We start from the raw sequence: 20295 nt of genomic DNA, 5'->3' as shown, positions 1-20295 counted from the left end.
CCCCCCCCCCCCCCCCCCCCCCCCCCCCCCCCCCCCCCACCACTTTTTCTTCAATCCTTCCTCACGTGTACCCCTTTAGCCTTGTTCCGTGCGGCCGTGCGGCCCACTCTGCCGCGGCCGCCGCGAGTCGTTTCGAATGCAGGTTTACCTTCCCCTCGCTGAGATGTCGGTCGACGTCCTCCTGGTCGTCGGCATCGGACTTGCGGTCGGGCTCCTGTCCGGCCTGTTCGGCGTCGGCGGCGGGTTCCTGATGACGCCGCTGCTGATCTTCATCGGCATCCCCTCGGCGGTCGCGGTGGCCACTTCCGCCAACCAGACCATGGGCGCCTCGATCTCCGGACTGATCGCGCATTGGCGGCGCGGCAACGTGGACGCGAAGATGGGCGCGGTGCTGACCGCTGCCGGGCTGGTCGGTTCCGCCCTGGGCGTACAGATGTTCGTGCTGTTCCGAAGGCTTGGCCAGCTCGATCTCGTGGTCGCGCTGTTCTACGTCGTCGTGCTCGGCATCGTCGGCTCGCTGATGGCGGCTGAGAGCCTGCGCGCGCTCCTGCGCCGGCGCCGGCAGATCCGCCGCCGCCTGCACGAGCATTTCTGGATGCACGGCCTGCCCTTGAAGATGCGGTTCCGCCAGAGCCGCCTCTACATCAGCGTGATCCCGCCGTTGGCGATCGGCTTCGGCATCGGCCTGCTCTCGGCGATCATGGGCGTAGGCGGCGGGTTCATCCTGGTCCCGGCGATGATCTACCTGCTCGGCATGCCGACCGGAGTGGTGATCGGCACCTCGCTGTTCCAGGTGGTGTTCGTCACGGCGGCGGTGACGGTGATGCAATCGGTCAGCACGCAGAGCGTGGACGTCATCCTCTCGCTGCTGCTGATGGCGGGCGCGGTTGCCGGCGCGCAGTTCGGTGCGGCGATGGGTTCGCGGCTGCGCGGCGAGGAGACGCGCGGACTCCTGGGCCTGCTCGTGCTGATGGTCGCGCTCGAGCTCGGCATCAACCTGTTCCGCCGGCCGGAGGCGATGTTCGTGGTGGAGCCGCTGCTGTGACCCGCGCCCATCGCCTGGCCGCCGCCCTGCTCGCCTCGGCGGTCTTCGCTCCCTCCCCGGCTGCGGCTCTGGTGGCGGAGCTGTCGCAGCGCGAGATCGAGGTGACGACGGGCTTCACCGGCGCGGAGCTGCTGGTGTTTGGCGCCAAGGAGACCGCGCCGGCGGATCTCGTGGTGGCGGTACGCGGTCCCGCCCTGCCCTTCGTCGTGCGGCAGAAGACGCGCATCGCTGGCATCTGGGTGAACGGCGCCTCGGAGATCTTCAACACCGCGCCGACCTTCTATGCCGTCGCCTCGACCCGGCCGCTGGCCGAAATCCTGCCCGAGAGCGAACGCCAGCGGCTGAGGCTCGGGCTCGATGCGTTGCCGCTCCGCCCGGAGGGGCGGAGCGACGAGGCCAGGTTCCGCGAGGCGCTGGTGGCGATCAAGGTCGATGCCGGGCTCTATCTCCAGGAGGACGGCGGCGTGACGCTGGTCGGCGACCGGCTCTTCCACACCCGCGTCTTCCTGCCGCCGACGGTCATCCCGGGTCCGTACCGGGTGGACGTGCTGGCGGTGCAGGAGGGACGGATCATCGCCGCGCGCGACGTGTCGCTCGCGGTGCGACGGGTCGGTACCTCGGCCGAGATCTGGCGCTTCGCCCACGACCACTCCTGGTTCTACGGGTTCGGCGCGGTGCTGGTCGCAGCGCTGGCGGGCTGGGCCGGCAGCGTGCTGTTCCGACGGAACTGACGCCCGCTCGCGCAATCGCGGCGCGGGTGGCTATGATGCGCGGTCATGACCGACGAGATCGCCTCCAAGTCAGCCGAGCACGCGGCCGCGCGGCGCGACCGCACCTTTCTGGTGGTGGTGGACGACAGCCCGGAACGGGCGGTCGCGCTCCGCTATGCGGCGCTCAGGGCCGCGCGCGGCGGCGGCCGGGTGGCGCTGCTCCGCGTCACCGAGCCGCCTGGCCAGACGGAGTGGGCGGGCGTGGAGGAAATGATGCGCGCGGAGCGGCGCGCCGAGGCCGAGCAGCTGCTGCAGGGCCTGGCTGCCGAGGTGAACCGCATGACCGGCACGATGCCGGTGCTCTACCTGCGCGAGGGCGAGGCGCGCGACGAGCTGCTCAAGCTGCTCAACGAGGAGAAGGGGCTGAGCGTGCTGGTGCTCGCCTCCTCGACCTCGTCCGAGGGGCCGGGTCCGCTGATCACGGCACTGACCGGGCGCTACAACCGCCAGCTCCGCACGCCGCTGGTGATCGTGCCGGGGGCCCTGAGCGAGGACGAACTCGAGACGGTGACATAGCGGTGCTGACGGCGCACGAGCTTGCCGCCGTCCCGCTGCTTGCGGGAGCAGAGGCAGAGGCGCTGGAACCGATCCGACAGCACGGCTACGTGGCGGAGTTCGGCGCGGGCGCGCTGCTGGCGGATTTCGACGATCCGGGCCGGCAGGTCTATTTCATCATGCGCGGCGCGGTCCGTGTGGTGCTGCGCACGCCGGGCGGGCGCGAGGTGATCTTCCGCGACCAGGAGGAGGGCAGCTTCGTCGGCGAACTCGCCGCGATCGACGGCGCGCCGCGATCGGCCGCGATCACCGCGCTTCGGCCGACGCGGGCGCTGGTGGTGCCGCCGGAGCGGTTTCTCGAGACGGTGACGCGCGCGCCGGTGGTGTGCCGGCGGCTGCTGGCGCTGCTGGCGGGGCGGCTGCGCGACCTGAGCGTGCGGATGGCGGAACTGTCGCTGATGAGCACGCGCCAGCGGGTGGCGGCGGTGCTGCTGCGCGACGCACGGCCGCGGACGGGCAGCGAGGTGCTGGTGATCTCGCCGCCGCCGCAGCAGCACGTCCTGGCGGCGCGGATCGGTGCGCGGCGCGAGAGCGTCTCGCGCGAGATCGCGGCGTTCGAGCGCGAGGGGCTCATCACGCTGGAGCGCGGCGCGCTGGTGATCCTGAACGCGAAGCGGCTCGCCGAGATCGCGGCGGCGGAGCGGGAGGGGTAGGCGTCCAGAGTGCGGCCAGTGCCGCCTTGGCGTTCATCATGTCCGAGCCAGTACGCTCTGGCCAATCGGGTGCTGCGGGGGGAGTCGCCGTAGCGCGGAGGATACCGAAAAGCTCCCCGGGCGGCTTCTGCGGATTCGCGCTGCTCCTCAACACGGCAACGACGCCGGCGGCGCACCCCCCCGCGGGGGAGGTAACCCTCGAGGGCCACGCCCGGACGCCCCCTTAGACGGCCGCGGCGGCGGAGGTACCGCTGTTGCGCCGCGCGCGGTCGCCCTGTTCGACGAAACGCGACGGACGGGTGCATGCATCGGGCTTTGCCGCGTTGAGGCGGCTTCTCCCCTGTGACGAGCAGCCAATCCAGATCCCGTCCGTGCGGACCGCCCCGACGGTCAGGGCCCCAGGGTGGCCGTTGGGACCCAGAATGCTCCGGTTGGGGCCCCGATCCATCGGACCCTGACGCGGGCTGGGGCCGAACTGCCCTCCGTTGCCGGCGGCGAACACCACGTCGTGAGTTCCGGCCACGGCGGAGCCGGTGATGTGCTGCGTGAAGGGGTGGTTCTCGTTGTCCACGTATCGCCATGCTGGGAGAGCCGCGTGCATCGTGACGTCGAACCTGCTGTCGTACTCGCCGAGGCGCTGGCGCAACGCAACGGCATCATCGGCTACTTCCGCGGCATCGTGACTTTCAACGCCGCATCGTATCCGGCGACTCATGCGCTCTGCGCGGTCGCGCTTCACATCGCTCACTTCTGCGTCATGTACTACAAGGCGAGATTCAGGCGGCCGCGCCCTTCGGAACTGCTGCCGCATCGGCTACCGCCCATCGAAGTCCCGGGGCACGCTGCGTGTCCCTCCGGCCATGCGACCCAGGCTTGGCTGATTGCACACACGCTCAAGTCGGTGATCAGGACCCAATCCGATCCTCCGGCGCAACCGGGCTGGGCCGACCTCGCGTTCGATGCCATGGCCGAGCGAATCGCCCGCAACCGCGAGGTACTGGGCCTGCACTATCCGTCCGACACCGCTGCCGGACGGACACTCGCCGAACGGATCTGGCCGACTCTGAAGGCGTGCCCGTCAATCCACGCGCCGGACGGCACCGAGGGCGGACTGTTCGATGGCGCCGGTGGCCTGTTGGCGAAGGCCAAGGCGGAGTGGGCGATCTGACGCGCGGCCCCTCCGCCCGGACGCAGCTACCGCGTCGGCCGCGGCGTCTCGCCGGAGTAGTCGTAGAAGCCCTTGCCCGTCTTCCGCCCGAGCCAGCCCGCCTCGACATACTTCACCAGCAACGGACACGGCCGGTACTTGCTGTCCGACAACCCCTCGTACAGCACCTGCATGATCGACAGGCACGTATCGAGGCCGATGAAATCCGCCAGCTCCAACGGCCCCATCGGGTGGTTCGCGCCAAGCTTCATCGCCGTGTCGATCGAACGGATGTCGCCCACGCCCTCATACAGCGCATAGGCCGCCTCGTTGATCATCGGCACCAGGATGCGGTTGACGATGAAGGCAGGGAAATCCTCCGCCACTGCGGTCGTCTTGCCCAGCTTCCCGGCAAGCGCCTGGATCGCCTGGAAGGTCGGCTCCTCGGTCGCGATGCCGCGGATCACCTCGACCAGCTTCATCACCGGCACCGGGTTCATGAAATGCATGCCGATGAACCTGCCTGGCCGGTCGGTCGCGGCTGCAAGCCGCGTGATGCTGATCGAGGAGGTGTTCGAGGCGATCAGCGCCTCGGGCTTCAACTGCGGACACAGCGCCCTGAAGATCGACTTCTTGACCTCCTCCTTCTCGGTCGCCGCCTCGATCACGAGATCGGCCTCGGCGAACAGCGTGTAATCCGTGCCGGTGCTGATCCGGCCCAGCGCGGCCGCCTTCTCCTCGGCGCTGATCGCACCCTTCGCGACCTGGCGGTCCAGGTTCCTCGCCATCACACCGAGCGCCCTCTCGAGCGCCTCGGGCCTGACGTCGAGCATCGTCACCTTCAGCCCCGCAAGCGCGCTCACATGGGCGATGCCGTTGCCCATCTGTCCCGCACCGATGACGCCGACATGCGCGATCGCCGGCGCCTGAACCGTCGCCTGCGCCGCCGCCGGGGTTGTCTTCGCGTCCATGGTCATCACTTGCTGTCCAGCGCGGCCGCAAGTTCCGGCAGGGCCTGGAACAGGTCGGCCACGAGCCCGTAATCGGCGACCTGGAAGATCGGCGCCTCCTCGTCCTTGTTGATCGCGACGATCACCTTGCTGTCCTTCATCCCCGCGAGGTGCTGGATCGCGCCGGAGATGCCCACCGCGACATAGAGCTCGGGTGCCACGATCTTGCCGGTCTGGCCGACCTGATAGTCGTTCGGCACGAAGCCCGCATCGACGGCGGCGCGCGACGCACCCACCGCCGCGCCGAGCCTGTCGGCAACCGCGTCGATCAGCTTGAAGTTGTCGCCCGAGCCCATGCCGCGCCCGCCCGAGACGACGATGCGCGCCGCGGTCAGCTCAGGCCGCTCGGACTTCGACAACTCGTGGCCGACGAACCGCGACAGGCCGGGGTCCTCGGCCGCATCCACCCCCTCGATGCTCGCCGAGCCGCCCTCCTCGGGCAGCGGGTCGAAGCTCGCCGCGCGCACCGTGATCACCTTGGTCGCGTCCGACGACTTCACCGTGGCGAGCGCGTTGCCGGCATAGATCGGGCGGATGAAGGTGTCGGCGTCCACCACGCCGGCGATGTCGCTGATCGGCTGCACGTCGAGCAGCGCACCGAGACGCGGCATGACGTTCTTGCCGGTCGTGGTCGCGGGCGCGAGCAGATGCGAATAGCCCGGCGCGAGCTTCGCCAGCAGCGCGGCGAGCGGCTCGGCCAGCGGATGCGCATAGGCCGGCGCATCCGCGACCAGCACCTTGGCCACGCCGGGCAGCCTCGCGGCCGACTGCGCCGCCTCGCCCACGCCCTCGCCGACCACCAGCACGTGGACATCGCCGCCGATCCTCTCCGCCGCGGCGACGGCGCTGCGCGTCGGCTGCTTCACGTGGTGGCCGTCATGGTCGGCCAGAACCAGGATCGCCATCGCGCCTCTCCTCAGATCACCTTGGCCTCGGTGCGAAGCTTCTGCACCAGCTCCGCCACCGACGCGACCTTCACCCCAGCCTTCCGCTTCGCCGGCTCCTCGACCTTCAGCACGGTCAGCCGCGGCGTGACATCGACGCCGAGATCGGCCGGCTTGACTGTCTCGATCGTCTTCTTGCGCGCCTTCATGATGTTCGGCAGCGAGGCGTAGCGCGGCTCGTTCAGCCGTAGATCGGTCGTCACGATCGCGGGCAGCCCGAGATCAACCGTCTCGAGCCCGCCATCGATCTCGCGCGTCACCACGATGCGGCCGTCGCCGAGCTCGACCTTGCTCGCGAAGGTGCCCTGCGGCCAGCCGAGCAGGGCCGCCAGCATCTGCCCCGTGGCGTTCATGTCGTCATCAATGGCCTGCTTGCCCATGATGACGAGCTCAGGCGTCTCCTTCACGACCAGCGCCTGCAGCAGCTTGGCGACCGCGAGCGGCTGGAGTTCGGCATCGGTCTCGATCAGGATGCCGCGGTCGGCGCCCATCGCGAGCGCGGTGCGGATCGTCTCCTGGCAGGCAGCCACGCCCGCCGAGACGGCGACGATCTCGGTGGCCTTGCCCTTCTCCTTGAGCCGCACCGCCTCCTCGACGGCGATCTCGTCGAACGGGTTCATCGACATCTTCACGTTCGCCGTGTCGACGCCCGAGCCGTCCGACTTCACGCGGATCTTCACGTTGTAGTCGACCACCCGCTTCACCGGGACGAGGATCTTCATGCGTGACCTGCCGTGTCTCCGGGGCGCGCGGAACGGGTCCGCCGAAGGGCGGCCCGGCACTCCTTTCCCGACCACGGCGCATCCGCGGCGGGGTGTCTTCGCGCCTGCAACAAAACGGCCGGGACCATAGGCGGGCGCCGCCGCCAAGTCAAAATCAGGCGGTCAGCCGCGCGCGAGCGCGACGAGCAGCATGAACAGCAGGATGGCCCCGAACTGGAGCAGCACACGCCAGCGCATCAGCACGTTGCTGCGCGCCGGGTCGTTCCCGCGCGCCAGCCCGATCACGCCGGCGAACAGCACGCCGAGGGTCGCGAGCATGGCGGCGGCGACCAGGATGATCAGGAAGGTCTGCATGGCCGGGCTATCGCATGTCCGGAGCTGTGCGTCTCCGGCCTGCCGGCGTCACGAGCGGGTGAAGCTGGCCCGAGCCATCGGCCCGAGCACCAGCGCGCCGACGATCCCGGCCGCCGCGCAGAGACCGAATCCGGCCGCATAGCCGCCGGTTGCCTGAACCAACAGGCTGAACGCACTCGGTGCGGCCAGCATCACCAGCGCGAACACCACCCCGAGCATCGCGGTCGCGGCCCCGGCCTGGCCGGCCGGGGCGAGCCGTGCCGCCTCGCCCAGGAGCACGCCGTTCCAGCCGATCGCGGTCGCGCCCATGGCGATCCCGGCGGCGGCGACCGCGGTAGGCGGCCAGGCCGGCGTCGCGACCGCCAGCGTCATCGATGAGGCCGCGATCGCTGCGCCGAGGAAGCGCAGCACCGGCGCCGGCGCAAGCCGGTCGGCGACCACGCCCCAGCCGACCCGCCCGACCACGCCGGCGAGTTGCGCAAGCGCAAGGTTCACGCCCGCCGCGACCAGGTCGTAGCCGAGCGCCTCCACCTGGAACACGACGAAGAACGAGGAGAAGCAGAACTGGCCGATGCCGAAGCTGGACGCCGCGATGGTGATCGCCCGCAGCGGCGGGGCGGTCCGGAACAGCCTGATGCTGTCGAGCGCGCCGCGCCAGGAGATCCGCTGCGCGGGATCGGCATCCCGGTCCATCTCGCGGCGCAGCGGCTGGAGCCCGGCCGCGACCGCCATCCCGAACACGACGACCGCGAGGATCGCACCGCGCCAGCCGATCGTCACCGCGAGCAGCGGCGCAGAGACGCCGATCATCGCCGCTCCGGCCGGCACGCCCGTCTGCTTGAGGCCGAAGATCAGGCTGCGCCGGCGCGCCGGGGCGCGCGCGTGCAGCACCTGGCTGCCGGCCGGCGTAAGCGGCCCGTGTCCCACCCCGCAGACCAGCGCGGACAGCGCGAGCGCCCAGGCCGGCCCGATGGTCGCAAGAGCCAAGCCGAACGCGATCACCACCAACGAGACCTGGAGCAGCCGGACCGCGCCGTAGCGCAGGATCAGTGCCCCGGTCAGCGGACCCGAGACCAGCGTGCCGGCATAGACGATCGAGGTGTGCAGCCCGGCGAGACTCGGCGGCAGCCCCGCGCTCGCGCCGATCAGCGGGGCGAGCACCGGCACCGCCAGGAACGCCCCCATGCCGGCGAGATGCACGGCCAACAGGGCGAGCAGCACGGTGACGACAGAGGGGCCGGGCTTCTCGGTGCTCAGGGAGGACATCGTGACACGAGCACGATAGGCCGCGGCGCGCGCGCTTGACACCCCGGGGCGACGGGGCTTCCGTCGGCTGACCCTTCCGCAGGCCACGGAGACCCATGCCCCGGATGCGCCGCCATCCCGCGCTGAGCCTGTTTGTCGCCCTTCTCGCCGCCGTCCTTTCGGCGTCCGGCGTGGCGGCCCAGACGGCCGATCCGCCGCGAGCCGAGGCGCCCACGGCGGAGGCGCCGACCCCCGCCGCAACGCCGGCCGCCCCGGCCCAGGCCGTGCCGGCCCTGGGTGCGGCAGAGGCGGCGCGGCTTTCCGAGATCCTGCGCGACGATGCGCGCCGTGCCGAGCTGCTCTCCGCGCTCGACGCGCTCGCCCGTGCCGGCGCCGCGCCGGGTCGGGCCGAGGCGCCCGCGCCCGCTGCGGCCCCGGCTGGGGCCGCCGTACCGGAGCCGACAGTCTCCCCCGCCGCGGAGCGACCCGCCGAGCCGGCTCTGCCGCTCGCCCCAGACAGCCTCGGGGCACAGCTACTCGTGGAGCTGAGTGCACGACTGGTCGCCGTCGCCGAGACCACTGTCGCGGTGGTGCAGACCCTCGCCGATGCGCCGCAGGTCGGGGCCTGGGTCACGCGCATCGCGGCCGATCCTGCCGCCCGCGCCGGCGTGCTCGACACGCTGTGGAAGATCGCGCTCGTGCTGGGCGCAGGGATTCTGGTCGAGCGCACGCTGGTCGTGGCCTTGCGGCCGGTCCGCTCGCGCCTCCTGCGCCGCGAGACACCGAACTGGGCTGCCCGCGCGCTCGGGGCGTTCGGCGACTTCCTGCTCGACATCATCCCGATCATCGCGTTTGCCATCGTCTCCTACAGCCTGATCACGGCCGTGGAGCGCTGGCCATCGCGCCAGATCGTGCTGCTGGTCGCCAACAACGCCTACCTCGCCGCCCGGATCGCGCGGGCGCTCGGCCGGCTGGTGTTGTCGCCCGATGCGCCGTCGATCCGGCTGATCCCCGGCATGTCGGACGAGACCGCCGCCTATGCGCAGATCTGGCTGCAGCGCATCACCACGGTCGGCGTGGTCGGCTACGCCGCGACCGAGACGGCGCTGGTGTTCGGCCTCGACCGCGCGACGCATTCCGGCCTGCTCAAACTGCTCGGCCTGATCATCACCATCCTGCTGATCCTGATCGTGATGCAGAACCGCGAGGCGGTGGCCGACACGATCCGCGCGCGCCCCGAGGCCACTGGCGCCTGGGCGGTGGTCCGCAACCGGCTTGCCGACGTCTGGCACGTGCTCGCTGCGCTCTATCTCGCCGCGGCCTGGGTGGTGACCGCGCTCGAGCTCGAGGACGGTTACGGCCGGATCCTCCGCTTCACCCTCACGACGATCCTGGTCGTCGGGCTCGCCAAGCTCGCCGAACTGGCGATGCACCGCACGCTGGCGCGTGGCTTCGCGGTCAAGCGCGCCACCGCCGAGCGGCATCCCGGGTTGGAATCCTGGGTGAACCGCTACGTGCCGGCGCTGAAGGGGGTGCTCGCCGCCGCGATCTGGGCGACCGCAACGGTGGTGATGCTCCAGCTCTGGGGCATCGGCGCGTTCGACTGGTTCCGTCCCGGCCAGCTCGGCAGCCGCCTGCTCGGCGCGGTCGCCTCGGTCGGGCTGACAGTGCTGGTCGCGCTCCTGATCTGGGAGACCGCGAACGCGGCGATCCAGCGCCGGCTCGACCGGCTCTCGCGCGACGCCCAGGCCGCGCGCAGCGCGCGCGTGCGCACGCTGCTGCCGATGCTCCGCACCTTCTTGATGGTGGTGATCGTGGTGGTGGTCGGGCTGATCACGCTCTCCGAGATCGGTGTGAACATCGCCCCGCTGCTCGCGGGTGCCGGCGTGATCGGTCTCGCGATCGGCTTCGGCTCGCAGCGCCTCGTGCAGGACCTGATCACCGGCATCTTCCTGCTGATGGAGGACGCGATCTCGGTCGGCGACGTGGTCAACGTCGGCGGCCAGGGCGGCGTGGTGGAGGCGCTCTCGATCCGCTCGATCCGGCTGCGCAGCCTCGACGGCACGGTGCACATCATCCCGTTCAGCGCCGTGACGATGGTCTCGAACATGACCAAGGAGTTCGCGACCCCGGTCTTCGATGTCGGCGTCGCCTATCACGAGGATACCGATCGCGTGATCGAGGTGCTGAAGGCGACCGCGGAGCAGATGCGCTCGGAGGACCGCTGGGCGGCGGTGATCCGCGAGCCCTTGGAAGTCCTCGGCGTCGATCGCTTCGCCGACAGCGCGGTGGTGATCCGCGCGCGGTTCCGTACCAACGCGGGCAGTCAGTGGTCGGTCGCCCGCGAGTTCAACCGCCGCTACAAGAAGGCGTTTGACGCGGCCGGGATCGAGATCCCGTTCCCCTACCGTACGGTGGTGCTGAAGGGCCAGAGCGGACAGCCGGTGCTCACGGTGGACGAGAAGCGCGCGGTCACGGCGGCCGGTTCGGCGTAGCGGACATCAGTCCGAGAACCCGGCCATCGCGCGCACCTCCGCCGCGCTGCGCCCCGCTTCGCGCAGCGCGCGCAGTGACAGCGCCGCATCGCGCTTGGCGAGCCGTTTCCCGTCCGCACCGGTCAGCAGCGCATGATGGTGCCAGCGCGGTACCGGCCAGGACATCAGCGCCTGCAACAGCCGGTGCAGATGCGTCGCCGGCTTGAGGTCGAGCCCGCGCGTCACCAGCGTCACGCCCTGCACCGCGTCGTCATGCGTCACGCAGAGATGGTAGGAGGCGGGCGTGTCCTTGCGCGCCAGCACCACGTCGCCGAACAGCGTTGCCGGATCGATCACGACTGCACCCTCGCCCTCCTCCTCGGCGGTGAGCGGCCCCGCCGCCGCCATCGCCGCCGCCGTGTCGAGCCGGAGCGCATAGGCCTCGCCGCGTGCGACCCGCGCCGCGCGCTCCTCCGCCGGAAGCCGCCGGCACGTGCCCGGATAGAGCGGCCCGTCGGCGCCGTGCGGGGCGTGGCCGATCGCGGCGATCTCGCGCACGATCGCGGCGCGCGTGCAGAAGCAGGGATAGAGCAGGCCCCGTGACGTCAGCGCATCGAGCACGGCGCGGTACTCGTCCATGTGCTGGGACTGCACGCGCACGGCCCCGTCCCAGTCGAGCCCCAGCCAGGCGAGGTCCTCGAGAATGGCGTCCGCGAACTCGGGCCGGCAGCGCGCCCGATCGATGTCCTCCAGCCGGAGCAGGAACTGCCCGCCGGCCGCCCGCGCGCGCCTCCAGGCGAACAGCGCGCTGTGGGCATGGCCGAGATGCAGGAGCCCCGTCGGGCTTGGCGCGAATCGGGTGACCATGGACGGAGCCATGCGGAGAGGCTATCGCGGCCGGACGACAGTTGGGGAGAACCCATGACCGAGCCGACGGAGACCATCCTGGACGCGCTGCGCATCGCGCCCGTATCGGGCACCGCGCGCCAGCTCGTCGTGATCTGTCACGGCATCGGCGTGGATGGTTCAGACATGCTGCCGGTCGCGCGCATGCTCGCCGGCGCGCTGCCTGACACGGCCTTCGCGGCGCCCCATGCACCCCTGCGCTTCAGCCTCGCGCCCCAGGGAAGGCAGTGGTTCGAGCTGTTCGATCGCAGCGTCGGCGAGGTCGAGGACGGGGCGCGCAGCGCCGCACCGGCGCTCGCGCGGTTCTTTGCCGACGAGTGCGCGCGCCATGGGCTGCCGCACGGCGCGGGGGTACTCGCCGGGTTCAGCCAGGGCGCGATGATGGCGCTCTACACGGGGCTCCGCATGGCGGACCCGCCGGGTGCGATCGCCGCCTTCGCCGGTGCGCTGCCCGGCATGGCGCAGACCCAGGCGGAGCTGAGGGGCCGGCCTGCGGTCCTGATCGCGCATGGAGAGCAGGACGACATCGTGCCGGTGCAGATGTCGCGCGACATGGAACGGCTGCTGCGCGCGCTCGGTCTGCGGGTCCATGCGCTCTACCGGCCGGGCCTCGGCCATGGCATCGACGACGAGATGCTCGGCGCGCTGGCCGCGTTCTGCGCCGACCTGATCGAGGTACGACGCGGCTGAACGGGCCGTGAAGCTTCCGTGATGCCAGGGTCGATTGCTGGACATCGCCTCGGAACCTGTGCATAACGCCGACAGTTTATCGGCTGTGCCACATCATCTGGTATCGGCACCGTCACAATGGCCGACATCTGGTGTGGCGCCGCCCGACAGGGAGAATGGCGCGTGCCGGATGGTGGCAGTCACTATCCCGCTCTGGTCCTGAACGCGGATTTCCGCCCACTCTCCTATTTTCCGTTGTCCATCTGGGCGTGGCAGGACGCGGTGAAGGCCGTGTTCATGGACCGCGTCGCCGTGCTGTCGGAGTACGAGACCGAGGTGCGCAGCCCCTCGGTCAGCATGAAACTGCCGTCCGTGATCGCACTCAAGGAGTACGTTCCCTCGGCACGCCGCCCCGCCTTCACACGCTTCAACGTGTTCCTGCGCGACTGCTTCGCCTGCCAGTACTGCGGCGACCCGTTCCCGACCCACGATCTCACCTTCGATCATGTCGTGCCGCGCTCAAAGGGCGGGCGGACGGCCTGGGAGAACGTCGTCACCGCCTGTTCCTGCTGCAACCTGCGCAAGGGCAATCGGCTGCCGCGCGAGTGCCGGATGTGGCCGCGCAACCCACCGCGCCAGCCCACCAGCTGGGAGCTGCAAGACAACGGCCGCGCCTTCCCGCCCAACTACCTGCACGAGTCCTGGCGCGACTTCCTCTACTGGGACAGCGAGCTCGAAGGCTGAGCTACCGCCGCCCGGCAAGCAGTTCGAGCAGCTCGAATTCCTGCGTGCCGTCGAACGGCACGACGCATGGGGCCGCGCGCAGCGCCTCGAGCGCGGCGATGGCGGCGGCGGCGGCACGCTCGCGGTCGCCCAGCCGGCGATGCAGCTCGGCGAGGTCGCGGTCGAGCTCGAAGCGGGTCCGCGCATCCAGCCGCGCCGCCCGCGCCTGCTCCAGAACCGCGATGGCCTGCGGGATCTGGCCCGACGTGGCAACGTTCCGTGCACGGAACACATGGTCCATCAGCGCGTCCTGCCGCGCCGCGCCATCGCGCCGCAGCGCCGCACCCTGCTCTGTCATACCCGCCTGGTCGAGCAGGCGCGCAAGTGCCACCCAGTCGTCGCGCCGCGCGGCGGGCTCGGTCGCGAGTGCGGCGACGCGAGCATGCAGCGCCTCCTCCGCCACCACCCCGTCGGCGGCCTCCTCGCGCAGGAGCATGATGGCGGCGCCGAGGCAGCCCTGTGCGCCAGCAGCGCGCCAGTGCCGGCGCGCGGCCTCGGGATCGCGCCGTGCCAGCAGCACGCCGAGCGCGTAGCGCGCCCGGACATGGCCCTCGGCGGCGGCAAGCGCGATCAGCCGCTCGCCCTCGGCCGGGTCGCGCGGGCCGTTGATGCCGAGCACGCGCCAGGCGCCGAGCGTCACCAGCGCGGCCGGCTCGCCCCGGTTGGCCGCGTCGCAGAGCGTGGTCCAGGACCGGCGCATGCCGGACGGGCACTCGGCAGGCGGCACCGGCGGCGCCGCAACGGCCGGGCCGGCGAGGCAGAGGACCAGCGCGGCCGCGGCCGCCCTCACGCGAGCTCGGCCTTGTCGAGCTCGATCACCGCCGTGGCGATCTGGTCGACGGCCGCGCGCGTCACGTACTGCGCCGGCGCGGTCCGCAGCACCTCCTCGATCCGCGGCAGCAGGCGCGGCTCGAGGATGCGCCGGCCGAACCGGAGCGGGCCGCGCAGCAACCACGACTGACTCGCGATGATCTTGTCGGTGTTCTCACGCGCGATGCGGTCGAGCTTGCCGACCACGAACTGCTCGTAAACGAGTTCGGTCACCCGATGCGCGCGCTGGCGGATCGGCTCCTCGACGGTCTTGGCGTTGAAGGCGCCGGCGGGCCATTTCGGCATCGGCTCGACCGCGTCGTCCGCCGCCGGGTCGGCCTGCGGCGCGAGCCGGCCGAACAGCGGAATGATCGGCAGATGATCCTCGGGCCCGTCCGGGGCGCGGCGGACGAGATGGCGGCTCCGGTCGGCGTCGCTCCAGCGCCCGTCCTGGAACAGCGCGTTGCCCATCGGCAGCACGAGATGACGGCGCAGGAACGAGCGCGCGTTGCGCCGGCCGAGCATGTAGTCGTGATGCCGGTAGGCTTCGCTGAAGAAGCCCATGAAGCCGTTGAGATAGCCGGAGGCGATCGCGCCCTTGGCCTTCCAGGTCGTACCGCGCGAGGGAGCGATCAGGAACCGGCTGTAGGTGTCGGGGGCGGCGGCAAGCGCGAGGTCCTCGGCCTTGAAGCGGCTGTTGCGCACCAGCGCGTTGAACAGCGGCATGATCGCGCCGAGCAGCCCCACGTCGTCGGCGGGGCCGGGCTGTTCCTTGTTGGCGAAGGGATCGACCAGCAGCACCGCGCGGCGTGCGCGATGTCCGTCGCGCTCGTTGTGGCCGTTCCACCCGGCGAGGCCGCGGCGGACGAGATCGAGCGGCTCGTTGTCCATCGCGCCGCCGTCCACGCAGAGCATGGCATGCTCGGGCGAGGGATCGTCCCAGTCCGGCCGGCACTCCTCCGCCCAGTACGGCAGCGGATCGAACCCTTCATTCGGGTCTTCCGCCAGCGCCTCGGCGAGCCGCGAGCGCGGATGCAGGAGGCCGCGGAACTCGTAGTCCGCGCGCGGGCGGCGGATCACGCGCGGACGCAGCGCCACCGGGAAGGCGCCGGTGCCGAGCGTGACCGCCTTGAACAGCTCGCGCAGCGGGCTCCCGCGCGGCAGCGCGCGGTCGAGCACGGTCTCGTCCGGCGCGCCCGCTGCACCGGCCCCGGCGCCCAGCCCGGTCGGCACCGCGAAGCGCATGTAGTCGGCGTGACGCCACATGAAGTGCGCGTCGCCCGCGCCGCCGAAGCGCAGCGCGTAAGGCACGCCCTTGAGGTTCGCGAGCGTCAGCATCACCCGCAGCGGATCGGCGAGCCACGGCCGCGCGCGGTCCTGCATGTCCTGGCGCTTGTCGACCAGCGACTCGACAATCTCGTCGAGTACGGTGCAGTCGAGTGCGGAGCGGATCTCGCCGCCGGCAAGATCGTCCACGCCGAGCAGGTGGCGCATGTCGATGCGCCGCACCCAGGCGTCGTAGAGCGGGTTGTCGGCCTTCGCCGCGTCGCCGGCGCCAGGCGTGACATGGGGGAAGTCGGCGTCGAGGAACACCGCCCCAAGCGCGGCGCACATCCCGCCCGCCGAGGCGCCGCCCAGCACCGCGACCTGCACGTCGTGCAGCGGCGCCTCGCCGGACGCGCGCCGCCTCGCCTTCTCGGCCTCGAACGCATCGAGCGCCTCGACCAGCAGGTCGAGCACGCCGGCGGTGTAGGCTCCGGCCGACACGGCACCGGCCATGCAGAGCCCGAGCTCGAAGGTTCCGGCCGGAGGCAGGGGGATGCACATCGGATAGCTGGAAAGCCAGCGCGCGAGTCGTGATCCATCCGGCATGACAACGTACCCCTCTCTCGGACGGCTGACGCTACGCCTCTGCAACGAGCAGCGTCAACCGGAGCGATCGACGTTGACAGCAAACCCCGCGATCCGGCACGCCGCTCACGTGACCGTGCTTCCTCCGCCCGCCCGCCACCGACTCGACTCGCTGCTCGCGGGCCTGCGCGTTCCGGTGCGGCGCGAGGACATCGCCAGCGGGCTGGCGGCGCTGGCGGCCGATCCGGAACTCGACGACCTCGGCATCGTCTCGATCCTCGCCGAGGCGATCCGCGGCCGGCTGAAGCGCAGCGAGGACGAGGGCGCGATCACCCACCCCGAACGGGCGCGCGCCGAGGCGCGGCTCGAGGAGTGGCGCCGCCAGCGCCTCGGCGAGCTGCATGCCCGCGCGCGCCACCGCCACGAGGGCGAGGTGGTGGCCGCGCTCACGCTGCCGCGCTGGGTCGCATCCTTCACGGCGGCGCGGGCGATGCGGCGACGGCTCCTCGCCTTCCTCGGCCCGACCAACTCGGGCAAGAGCCACGCCGCCTTCGACCTGCTCGCCGCCGCGCCGCAGGGAGCGTATCTCGCCCCCTTGCGCCTGCTCGCCTGGGAGGGTCAGGAGCGGCTGGCCGAGCGCGGCGTCGCCGCGAGCCTGCTCACCGGCGAGGAGCGCCGGGCGCGCCCCGGTGACACCCACCTCTCCGCGACGGTCGAGATGGCCGACCTCGCCACGCCCGTGCCGCTCGCGGTGGTGGACGAGGTGCAGATGCTGGCCGACGAGGACCGCGGCTGGGCCTGGACCCAGGCGGTCGTGGGGTTCCCGGCGGAAACGCTGGTGCTGGCCGGCGCGCCGGAGGCGGAGCCGCTCCTCCGCCGCCTCGCCGCCCTCACCGGCGAGGCGGTCGAGATCCGCCGGTTCGAGCGCATGGTCCCGCTGACCGTGCTGCGCCGCCCGGTGCCGCTCGCGCGTGCCGAGCCGGGCGATGCGCTCGTCTGCTTCTCGCGGCGCGACGCGTTCGCGCTCCGCGAGGGGCTGATCGCGCGCGGCCGGGCGCCGGCCATGGTCTATGGCGCGCTCGGTCCCGATGTGCGGCGCGCCGAGGCGCAGCGGTTCCGCGACGGCTCCGCCCCGGTGCTGGTGGCGACGGACGCGATCGGCATGGGGCTCAATCTGCCGATCCGGCGCATCCTGTTCGCCGCGACAACCAAGTATGGCGGGCTCGGCCCGCACCTGATCCGCCAGATCGCCGGCCGCGCCGGGCGCTTCGGTCACTACGCCGAGGGGTTCGTCGGCGTGCTCGAGGGCGAGGATCCGGAACCGATCGCGAGTGCGATCGAGCATCCCCCGCCGCCGTTCGAGGGCCCGATGCGCGTGCTGCCGCGCGAGAGCCAGCTGCTCGAGATCGGCCGGCGGCTCGGCGCGCCCTCCCTGCTGCGGGTCCTGACGGCGGTGGCCGAGCGGTTCCGCTGGCCCGGCGCCGGATTTGCCCTCTCGCGCCTGGAGGACGCATTCTCGATCGCCGAGACCGCTGCCGCCGCACGTCTCAGTCTGAAGGACAGTCTCGGCTATCTCGGCTGCCCGGTGGACCTGCGCGACCGCGCCGCCAGCCAAGCCCTGCTGGCCTGGGCCCGCCGCCACGCCCATGCCGCCCCGGTCGCCGCCCCGCCGCTGCCGCGTCGGCTGCTCGCGCGCAAGGTCGCAGGCGATCCTGCCGACCTCGCCGAGGCCGAGCGCGCCGCGAAGCTGTGCACGGCCTATCTTTGGCTGGCGCAGAAATGGCCGGCAACATATTGTGAAGCAGATGCCGCGCGGGCGGTGCAGGAGACCCTGAACGGATATATCGAGCGCAGCCTGCGCCAGGGGGCGAGCGCCCGGCTCCGCAAGCGTTGGCGTGCAGAAACTGGTTGACTCCACAACTATAGGTAGGTTGATTGCTAACGATGTCTTGACGCATCGTTGACGCAACAACGGAGGGTTGCGCGATGCTCCGGGTACGAGAATACCGCCGGATCGACTTCGGCACGGACATGATCGCCGAAGCCGTCCGTGCGACCATCGCCAGCCTTATCCGCGCTGAGATGCCGGATGCGGAACTCGACAGCGTGCGCATGGCCGGCCCTGATGACGTCCCCGACGAGGCCGTGGTCGTGGCCCGCTGGCGGCGTGCCGGGGGCAGCTTCCGGGACTGCACCCTGGACGCCGAGGAACTCACCGCGGTGCTGGTCGGCTGGTGCCGGCTCGCCGGCGTACCGCTGCCCAAGGCCGGGGAGAAGGCGATCGAACCGGCCGATGACGGCGTGACGCTCGTGATCGTCCAGCGCGAGCTCGGCCGTCCCTCCCGGCTGCATTGACGCGTTCCATGAACCTCCCCGCCGTCGCGGCCGATGCACCGCGCGTCTACCTCGCCGGACCCGAGGTGTTCCTGCCCGACGCCGAGACGGTGCTGGCGCGCAAGAAGGCCACCTGCGCGCGGTTCGGTCTGGTCGCGGTCGCCCCTCTGATCGATGCGCCCGCCCCCGCGGCCGACGATCCGATGAAGCGCGCCTTCGCGATCTCCGCCGGCAATGAGGCGCTGATCCGGTCCTGCATCGCGGTGATCGCCAACCTGACGCCGTTCCGTGGCGCCTCGGCCGATGCCGGCACGGTCTACGAGCTCGGCTTCGCCCGTGGGCTCGGCCTCGGGCTCTACGCTTACACCAACGACCCGCGCGACTACGCCGCCCGCGTGCTCGACCGGCCGGACGGGCTCGACATCGAGGATTTCGGGCTCTCCGACAACCTGATGCTGGAGGGCGGGATCGCTGCCGCCGGCGGGGTGTTCGTGCGCGCCTCTGCGGAGGCCGAGGATCCGTGGCGCGACCTCGGCGTGTTCGAGACCTGCGCGCGCGCCGTCTCGCGTCGCCTGGTGCAGGCCGCGCTCGCGCCACGGTAGCGCCGGCCCGGCGGATGTGGGGTGGCCCCGTTGATCGTTTGGTCCCGCCGGCCTAGGTAGCGGCCCAAGGGTGCGGAGGTCTGCACCCGATCGACCCCACGACAGGGAGGAGGAGCGCAGCATGCGCACCCACGGACTCATGGCGACGGCAGCGGCCGCCGCCCTTTCACTTGCGGCCTCGGCGGACATCGCGCGGGCACAATCCGCCGCCACCTTCGACGCCGTGAAGGCGCGTGGTGTGATCAATTGCGGCGTGAACACCGGCCTCGCCGGCTTCGCCGCGCCCGACAGCCAGGGCGTGTGGCGTGGCCTGGACGCCGATCTCTGCCGCGCGGTCGCCGCGGCGATGTTCGGCGACGCGAGCAAGGTCCGCTTCGTGCCGACCACCGCGCAACAGCGGTTCACGGCGTTGCAGTCGGGCGAGGTCGACCTGCTCAGCCGCAACACCACCTGGACGCTCGGCCGCGACACCTCGCTCGGCCTCGATTTCCTGGGTGTCAACTTCTACGACGGCCAGGGCTTCATGGTGAAGAAGTCGCTCGGCGTGTCGAGCGCGAAGGAACTCGACGGCGCGACGGTCTGCGTGCAGCCCGGCACCACGACCGAGCTGAACCTGACCGACTGGTTCCGCGCCAACAACATGCGCTTCACGCCAGTGGTGATCGAACGGCTCGAGGAGGTGAACGCAGCGTTCTTCGCGGGCCGTTGTGATTCGCTCACGACTGACGTCTCGGGGCTGGCAAGCGTGCGCGCGAGCCAGGGGCCGCGCGCGGAGGAGTACGTGATCCTGCCCGAGGTGATCTCGAAGGAGCCGCTCGGCCCGGCCGTGCGGCACGGCGACAATCGCTGGGCCGACGTGGTGCGCTGGGCGCATTTCGCGATGATCGAAGCCGAGGAGCTCGGCCTGACCAGCGCCAATATCGACCAGCACCTGAACAGCACCAATCCCGCGATCCAACGCTTCGTCGGCGCCACCGGCGGGATGGGCGAGATGCTCGGGATCGACAACAAGTGGGCCTACACCATCGTCAAGCAGGTCGGGAACTACGGCGAGAGCTTCGAGCGCAACGTCGCCCCGCTCGGCATCCAGCGCGGCGTCAACGCGCTCTGGACCAAGGGCGGGCTGATGTATTCGCCGCCGATCCGCTGATCGGTCCGGGCGGATGAGCGAGGGGCCGCGCCGGGCAACCGGCGCGGCCTTTCTCGTGCATGGGGCCCGGCTCAGCGGGCGAGGATGCTGATCCGCGCCGCGATCATCGCGCCGGGGGCGGTGGTCTCGCCCTCGATCGCCACCCGCGCACCGTCGTGAAGGTCGGAGGGCGCGGCCGCGCGCCCGCCTGCGCTGACCGCGGTTTCAGCCGAGAGGGCGACATCGATCCGCCCCCTCGGCCCCTCGAGCGCAAGCTGCAGCGGCCAGGTCT

Annotated in this window: 22 protein-coding genes; 12 read left to right on the top strand and 10 right to left on the bottom strand. The window is 71.3% G+C overall.

Annotation, left to right across the window (positions count from 1 at the left end; all coding sequences use genetic code 11):
• Positions 1–163 precede the first annotated feature (163 nt).
• The 4 genes from ACTIFU_RS14515 to ACTIFU_RS14500 are packed head-to-tail and all read left to right on the top strand — an operon-like array spanning position 164 to position 3023.
• On the top strand, positions 164–1045 hold the full coding sequence (locus ACTIFU_RS14515) for a sulfite exporter TauE/SafE family protein (protein WP_439579031.1): 882 nt from the start codon (positions 164–166) through the stop codon (positions 1043–1045).
• Positions 1042–1776: a TIGR02186 family protein gene (locus ACTIFU_RS14510; protein ID WP_439579030.1), complete on the top strand. Its 735-nt coding sequence runs from the start codon at positions 1042–1044 to the stop codon at positions 1774–1776. Before ACTIFU_RS14515 ends, ACTIFU_RS14510 begins: the two co-directional genes overlap by 4 nt.
• Positions 1777–1821: 45 nt before the next feature.
• Entirely contained in the window at positions 1822–2331 is a 510-nt protein-coding gene (locus ACTIFU_RS14505) for a universal stress protein (RefSeq protein WP_439579029.1), read from the top strand.
• A gap of 2 nt (positions 2332–2333) precedes the next feature.
• A complete protein-coding gene (locus ACTIFU_RS14500) occupies positions 2334–3023 on the top strand; it encodes a Crp/Fnr family transcriptional regulator (RefSeq protein ID WP_439579028.1) in 690 nt (229 codons plus the stop codon).
• Between the two features lie 223 nt (positions 3024–3246).
• Here ACTIFU_RS14500 and ACTIFU_RS14495 read toward each other — a convergent pair whose 3' ends face one another.
• Positions 3247–3594 carry a hypothetical protein gene (locus ACTIFU_RS14495; RefSeq protein ID WP_439579027.1) on the bottom strand — a complete coding sequence of 116 codons (348 nt, stop codon included), beginning with the start codon at positions 3592–3594 and terminating at the stop codon, positions 3247–3249.
• 24 nt (positions 3595–3618) lie between these two features.
• Between ACTIFU_RS14495 and ACTIFU_RS14490 the strand changes: the two genes are divergently transcribed.
• Complete coding sequence (locus ACTIFU_RS14490; protein ID WP_439579026.1) at positions 3619–4191, top strand: phosphatase PAP2 family protein; 573 nt, start codon at positions 3619–3621, stop codon at positions 4189–4191.
• A gap of 26 nt (positions 4192–4217) precedes the next feature.
• Here ACTIFU_RS14490 and ACTIFU_RS14485 read toward each other — a convergent pair whose 3' ends face one another.
• From ACTIFU_RS14485 to ACTIFU_RS14465, 5 genes are all read right to left on the bottom strand, one after another.
• The gene (locus ACTIFU_RS14485) at positions 4218–5147 is read right to left on the bottom strand and encodes a 3-hydroxybutyryl-CoA dehydrogenase (protein ID WP_439579025.1); all 930 of its coding nucleotides are present in this window, start codon (positions 5145–5147) and stop codon (positions 4218–4220) included.
• The gene (locus ACTIFU_RS14480) at positions 5147–6085 is read right to left on the bottom strand and encodes an electron transfer flavoprotein subunit alpha/FixB family protein (protein WP_439579024.1); all 939 of its coding nucleotides are present in this window, start codon (positions 6083–6085) and stop codon (positions 5147–5149) included. The genes ACTIFU_RS14485 and ACTIFU_RS14480 overlap by 1 nt, the downstream gene beginning before the upstream one ends.
• Positions 6086–6096: 11 nt before the next feature.
• The gene (locus ACTIFU_RS14475; RefSeq protein ID WP_439579023.1) at positions 6097–6846 is read right to left on the bottom strand and encodes an electron transfer flavoprotein subunit beta/FixA family protein; all 750 of its coding nucleotides are present in this window, start codon (positions 6844–6846) and stop codon (positions 6097–6099) included.
• A gap of 162 nt (positions 6847–7008) precedes the next feature.
• A complete protein-coding gene (locus ACTIFU_RS14470) occupies positions 7009–7200 on the bottom strand; it encodes a twin transmembrane helix small protein (RefSeq protein ID WP_439579022.1) in 192 nt (63 codons plus the stop codon).
• 48 nt (positions 7201–7248) lie between these two features.
• Positions 7249–8466, bottom strand: a complete 1218-nt coding sequence (locus tag ACTIFU_RS14465; RefSeq protein WP_439579021.1) for an MFS transporter — start codon at positions 8464–8466, stop codon at positions 7249–7251.
• Between the two features lie 95 nt (positions 8467–8561).
• Here ACTIFU_RS14465 and ACTIFU_RS14460 point away from each other — a divergent pair, with 95 nt between their 5' ends.
• Entirely contained in the window at positions 8562–10940 is a 2379-nt protein-coding gene (locus ACTIFU_RS14460; RefSeq protein ID WP_439579020.1) for a mechanosensitive ion channel domain-containing protein, read from the top strand.
• 6 nt (positions 10941–10946) lie between these two features.
• On the opposite strand, the gene gluQRS is transcribed toward ACTIFU_RS14460, so the two are convergent.
• Positions 10947–11798: a tRNA glutamyl-Q(34) synthetase GluQRS gene (gene gluQRS, locus ACTIFU_RS14455; protein WP_439579019.1), complete on the bottom strand. Its 852-nt coding sequence runs from the start codon at positions 11796–11798 to the stop codon at positions 10947–10949.
• A 42-nt stretch (positions 11799–11840) separates the two neighbouring features.
• Between gluQRS and ACTIFU_RS14450 the strand changes: the two genes are divergently transcribed.
• Complete coding sequence (locus ACTIFU_RS14450; protein ID WP_439579018.1) at positions 11841–12515, top strand: alpha/beta hydrolase; 675 nt, start codon at positions 11841–11843, stop codon at positions 12513–12515.
• A 162-nt stretch (positions 12516–12677) separates the two neighbouring features.
• Positions 12678–13238, top strand: coding sequence for an HNH endonuclease (locus ACTIFU_RS14445; RefSeq protein WP_439579017.1), 561 nt, complete (start codon positions 12678–12680; stop codon positions 13236–13238).
• Between the two features lies 1 nt (position 13239).
• Here the strand turns inward: ACTIFU_RS14445 and ACTIFU_RS14440 are convergent, their stop codons facing one another.
• Positions 13240–14067, bottom strand: a complete 828-nt coding sequence (locus ACTIFU_RS14440; protein ID WP_439579016.1) for a hypothetical protein — start codon at positions 14065–14067, stop codon at positions 13240–13242.
• Entirely contained in the window at positions 14064–15959 is a 1896-nt protein-coding gene (locus ACTIFU_RS14435) for a hypothetical protein (protein WP_439579015.1), read from the bottom strand. Before ACTIFU_RS14435 ends, ACTIFU_RS14440 begins: the two co-directional genes overlap by 4 nt.
• Positions 15960–16068: 109 nt before the next feature.
• Here ACTIFU_RS14435 and ACTIFU_RS14430 point away from each other — a divergent pair, with 109 nt between their 5' ends.
• The 4 genes from ACTIFU_RS14430 to ACTIFU_RS14415 all read left to right on the top strand — a co-directional run bounded on the left by ACTIFU_RS14430 (position 16069) and on the right by ACTIFU_RS14415 (position 20024).
• Positions 16069–17850 carry a helicase-related protein gene (locus ACTIFU_RS14430; protein ID WP_439579014.1) on the top strand — a complete coding sequence of 594 codons (1782 nt, stop codon included), beginning with the start codon at positions 16069–16071 and terminating at the stop codon, positions 17848–17850.
• A 74-nt stretch (positions 17851–17924) separates the two neighbouring features.
• Positions 17925–18293, top strand: coding sequence for a hypothetical protein (locus ACTIFU_RS14425; protein WP_439579013.1), 369 nt, complete (start codon positions 17925–17927; stop codon positions 18291–18293).
• A gap of 8 nt (positions 18294–18301) precedes the next feature.
• Complete coding sequence (locus ACTIFU_RS14420; RefSeq protein ID WP_439579012.1) at positions 18302–18874, top strand: nucleoside 2-deoxyribosyltransferase; 573 nt, start codon at positions 18302–18304, stop codon at positions 18872–18874.
• A gap of 121 nt (positions 18875–18995) precedes the next feature.
• Positions 18996–20024 carry an amino acid ABC transporter substrate-binding protein gene (locus tag ACTIFU_RS14415; RefSeq protein ID WP_439579011.1) on the top strand — a complete coding sequence of 343 codons (1029 nt, stop codon included), beginning with the start codon at positions 18996–18998 and terminating at the stop codon, positions 20022–20024.
• A 71-nt stretch (positions 20025–20095) separates the two neighbouring features.
• On the opposite strand, the gene ACTIFU_RS14410 is transcribed toward ACTIFU_RS14415, so the two are convergent.
• On the bottom strand, positions 20096–20295 hold a 200-nt coding region (locus ACTIFU_RS14410), incomplete at its 5' end, for a hypothetical protein (protein ID WP_439579010.1).

This window comes from Elioraea sp. (genome assembly GCF_051860475.1).
In the GTDB taxonomy this organism is placed as follows: Bacteria; Pseudomonadota; Alphaproteobacteria; order Acetobacterales; family Acetobacteraceae; genus Elioraea.
This window is presented reverse-complemented; position numbering and strand designations above follow the sequence as displayed.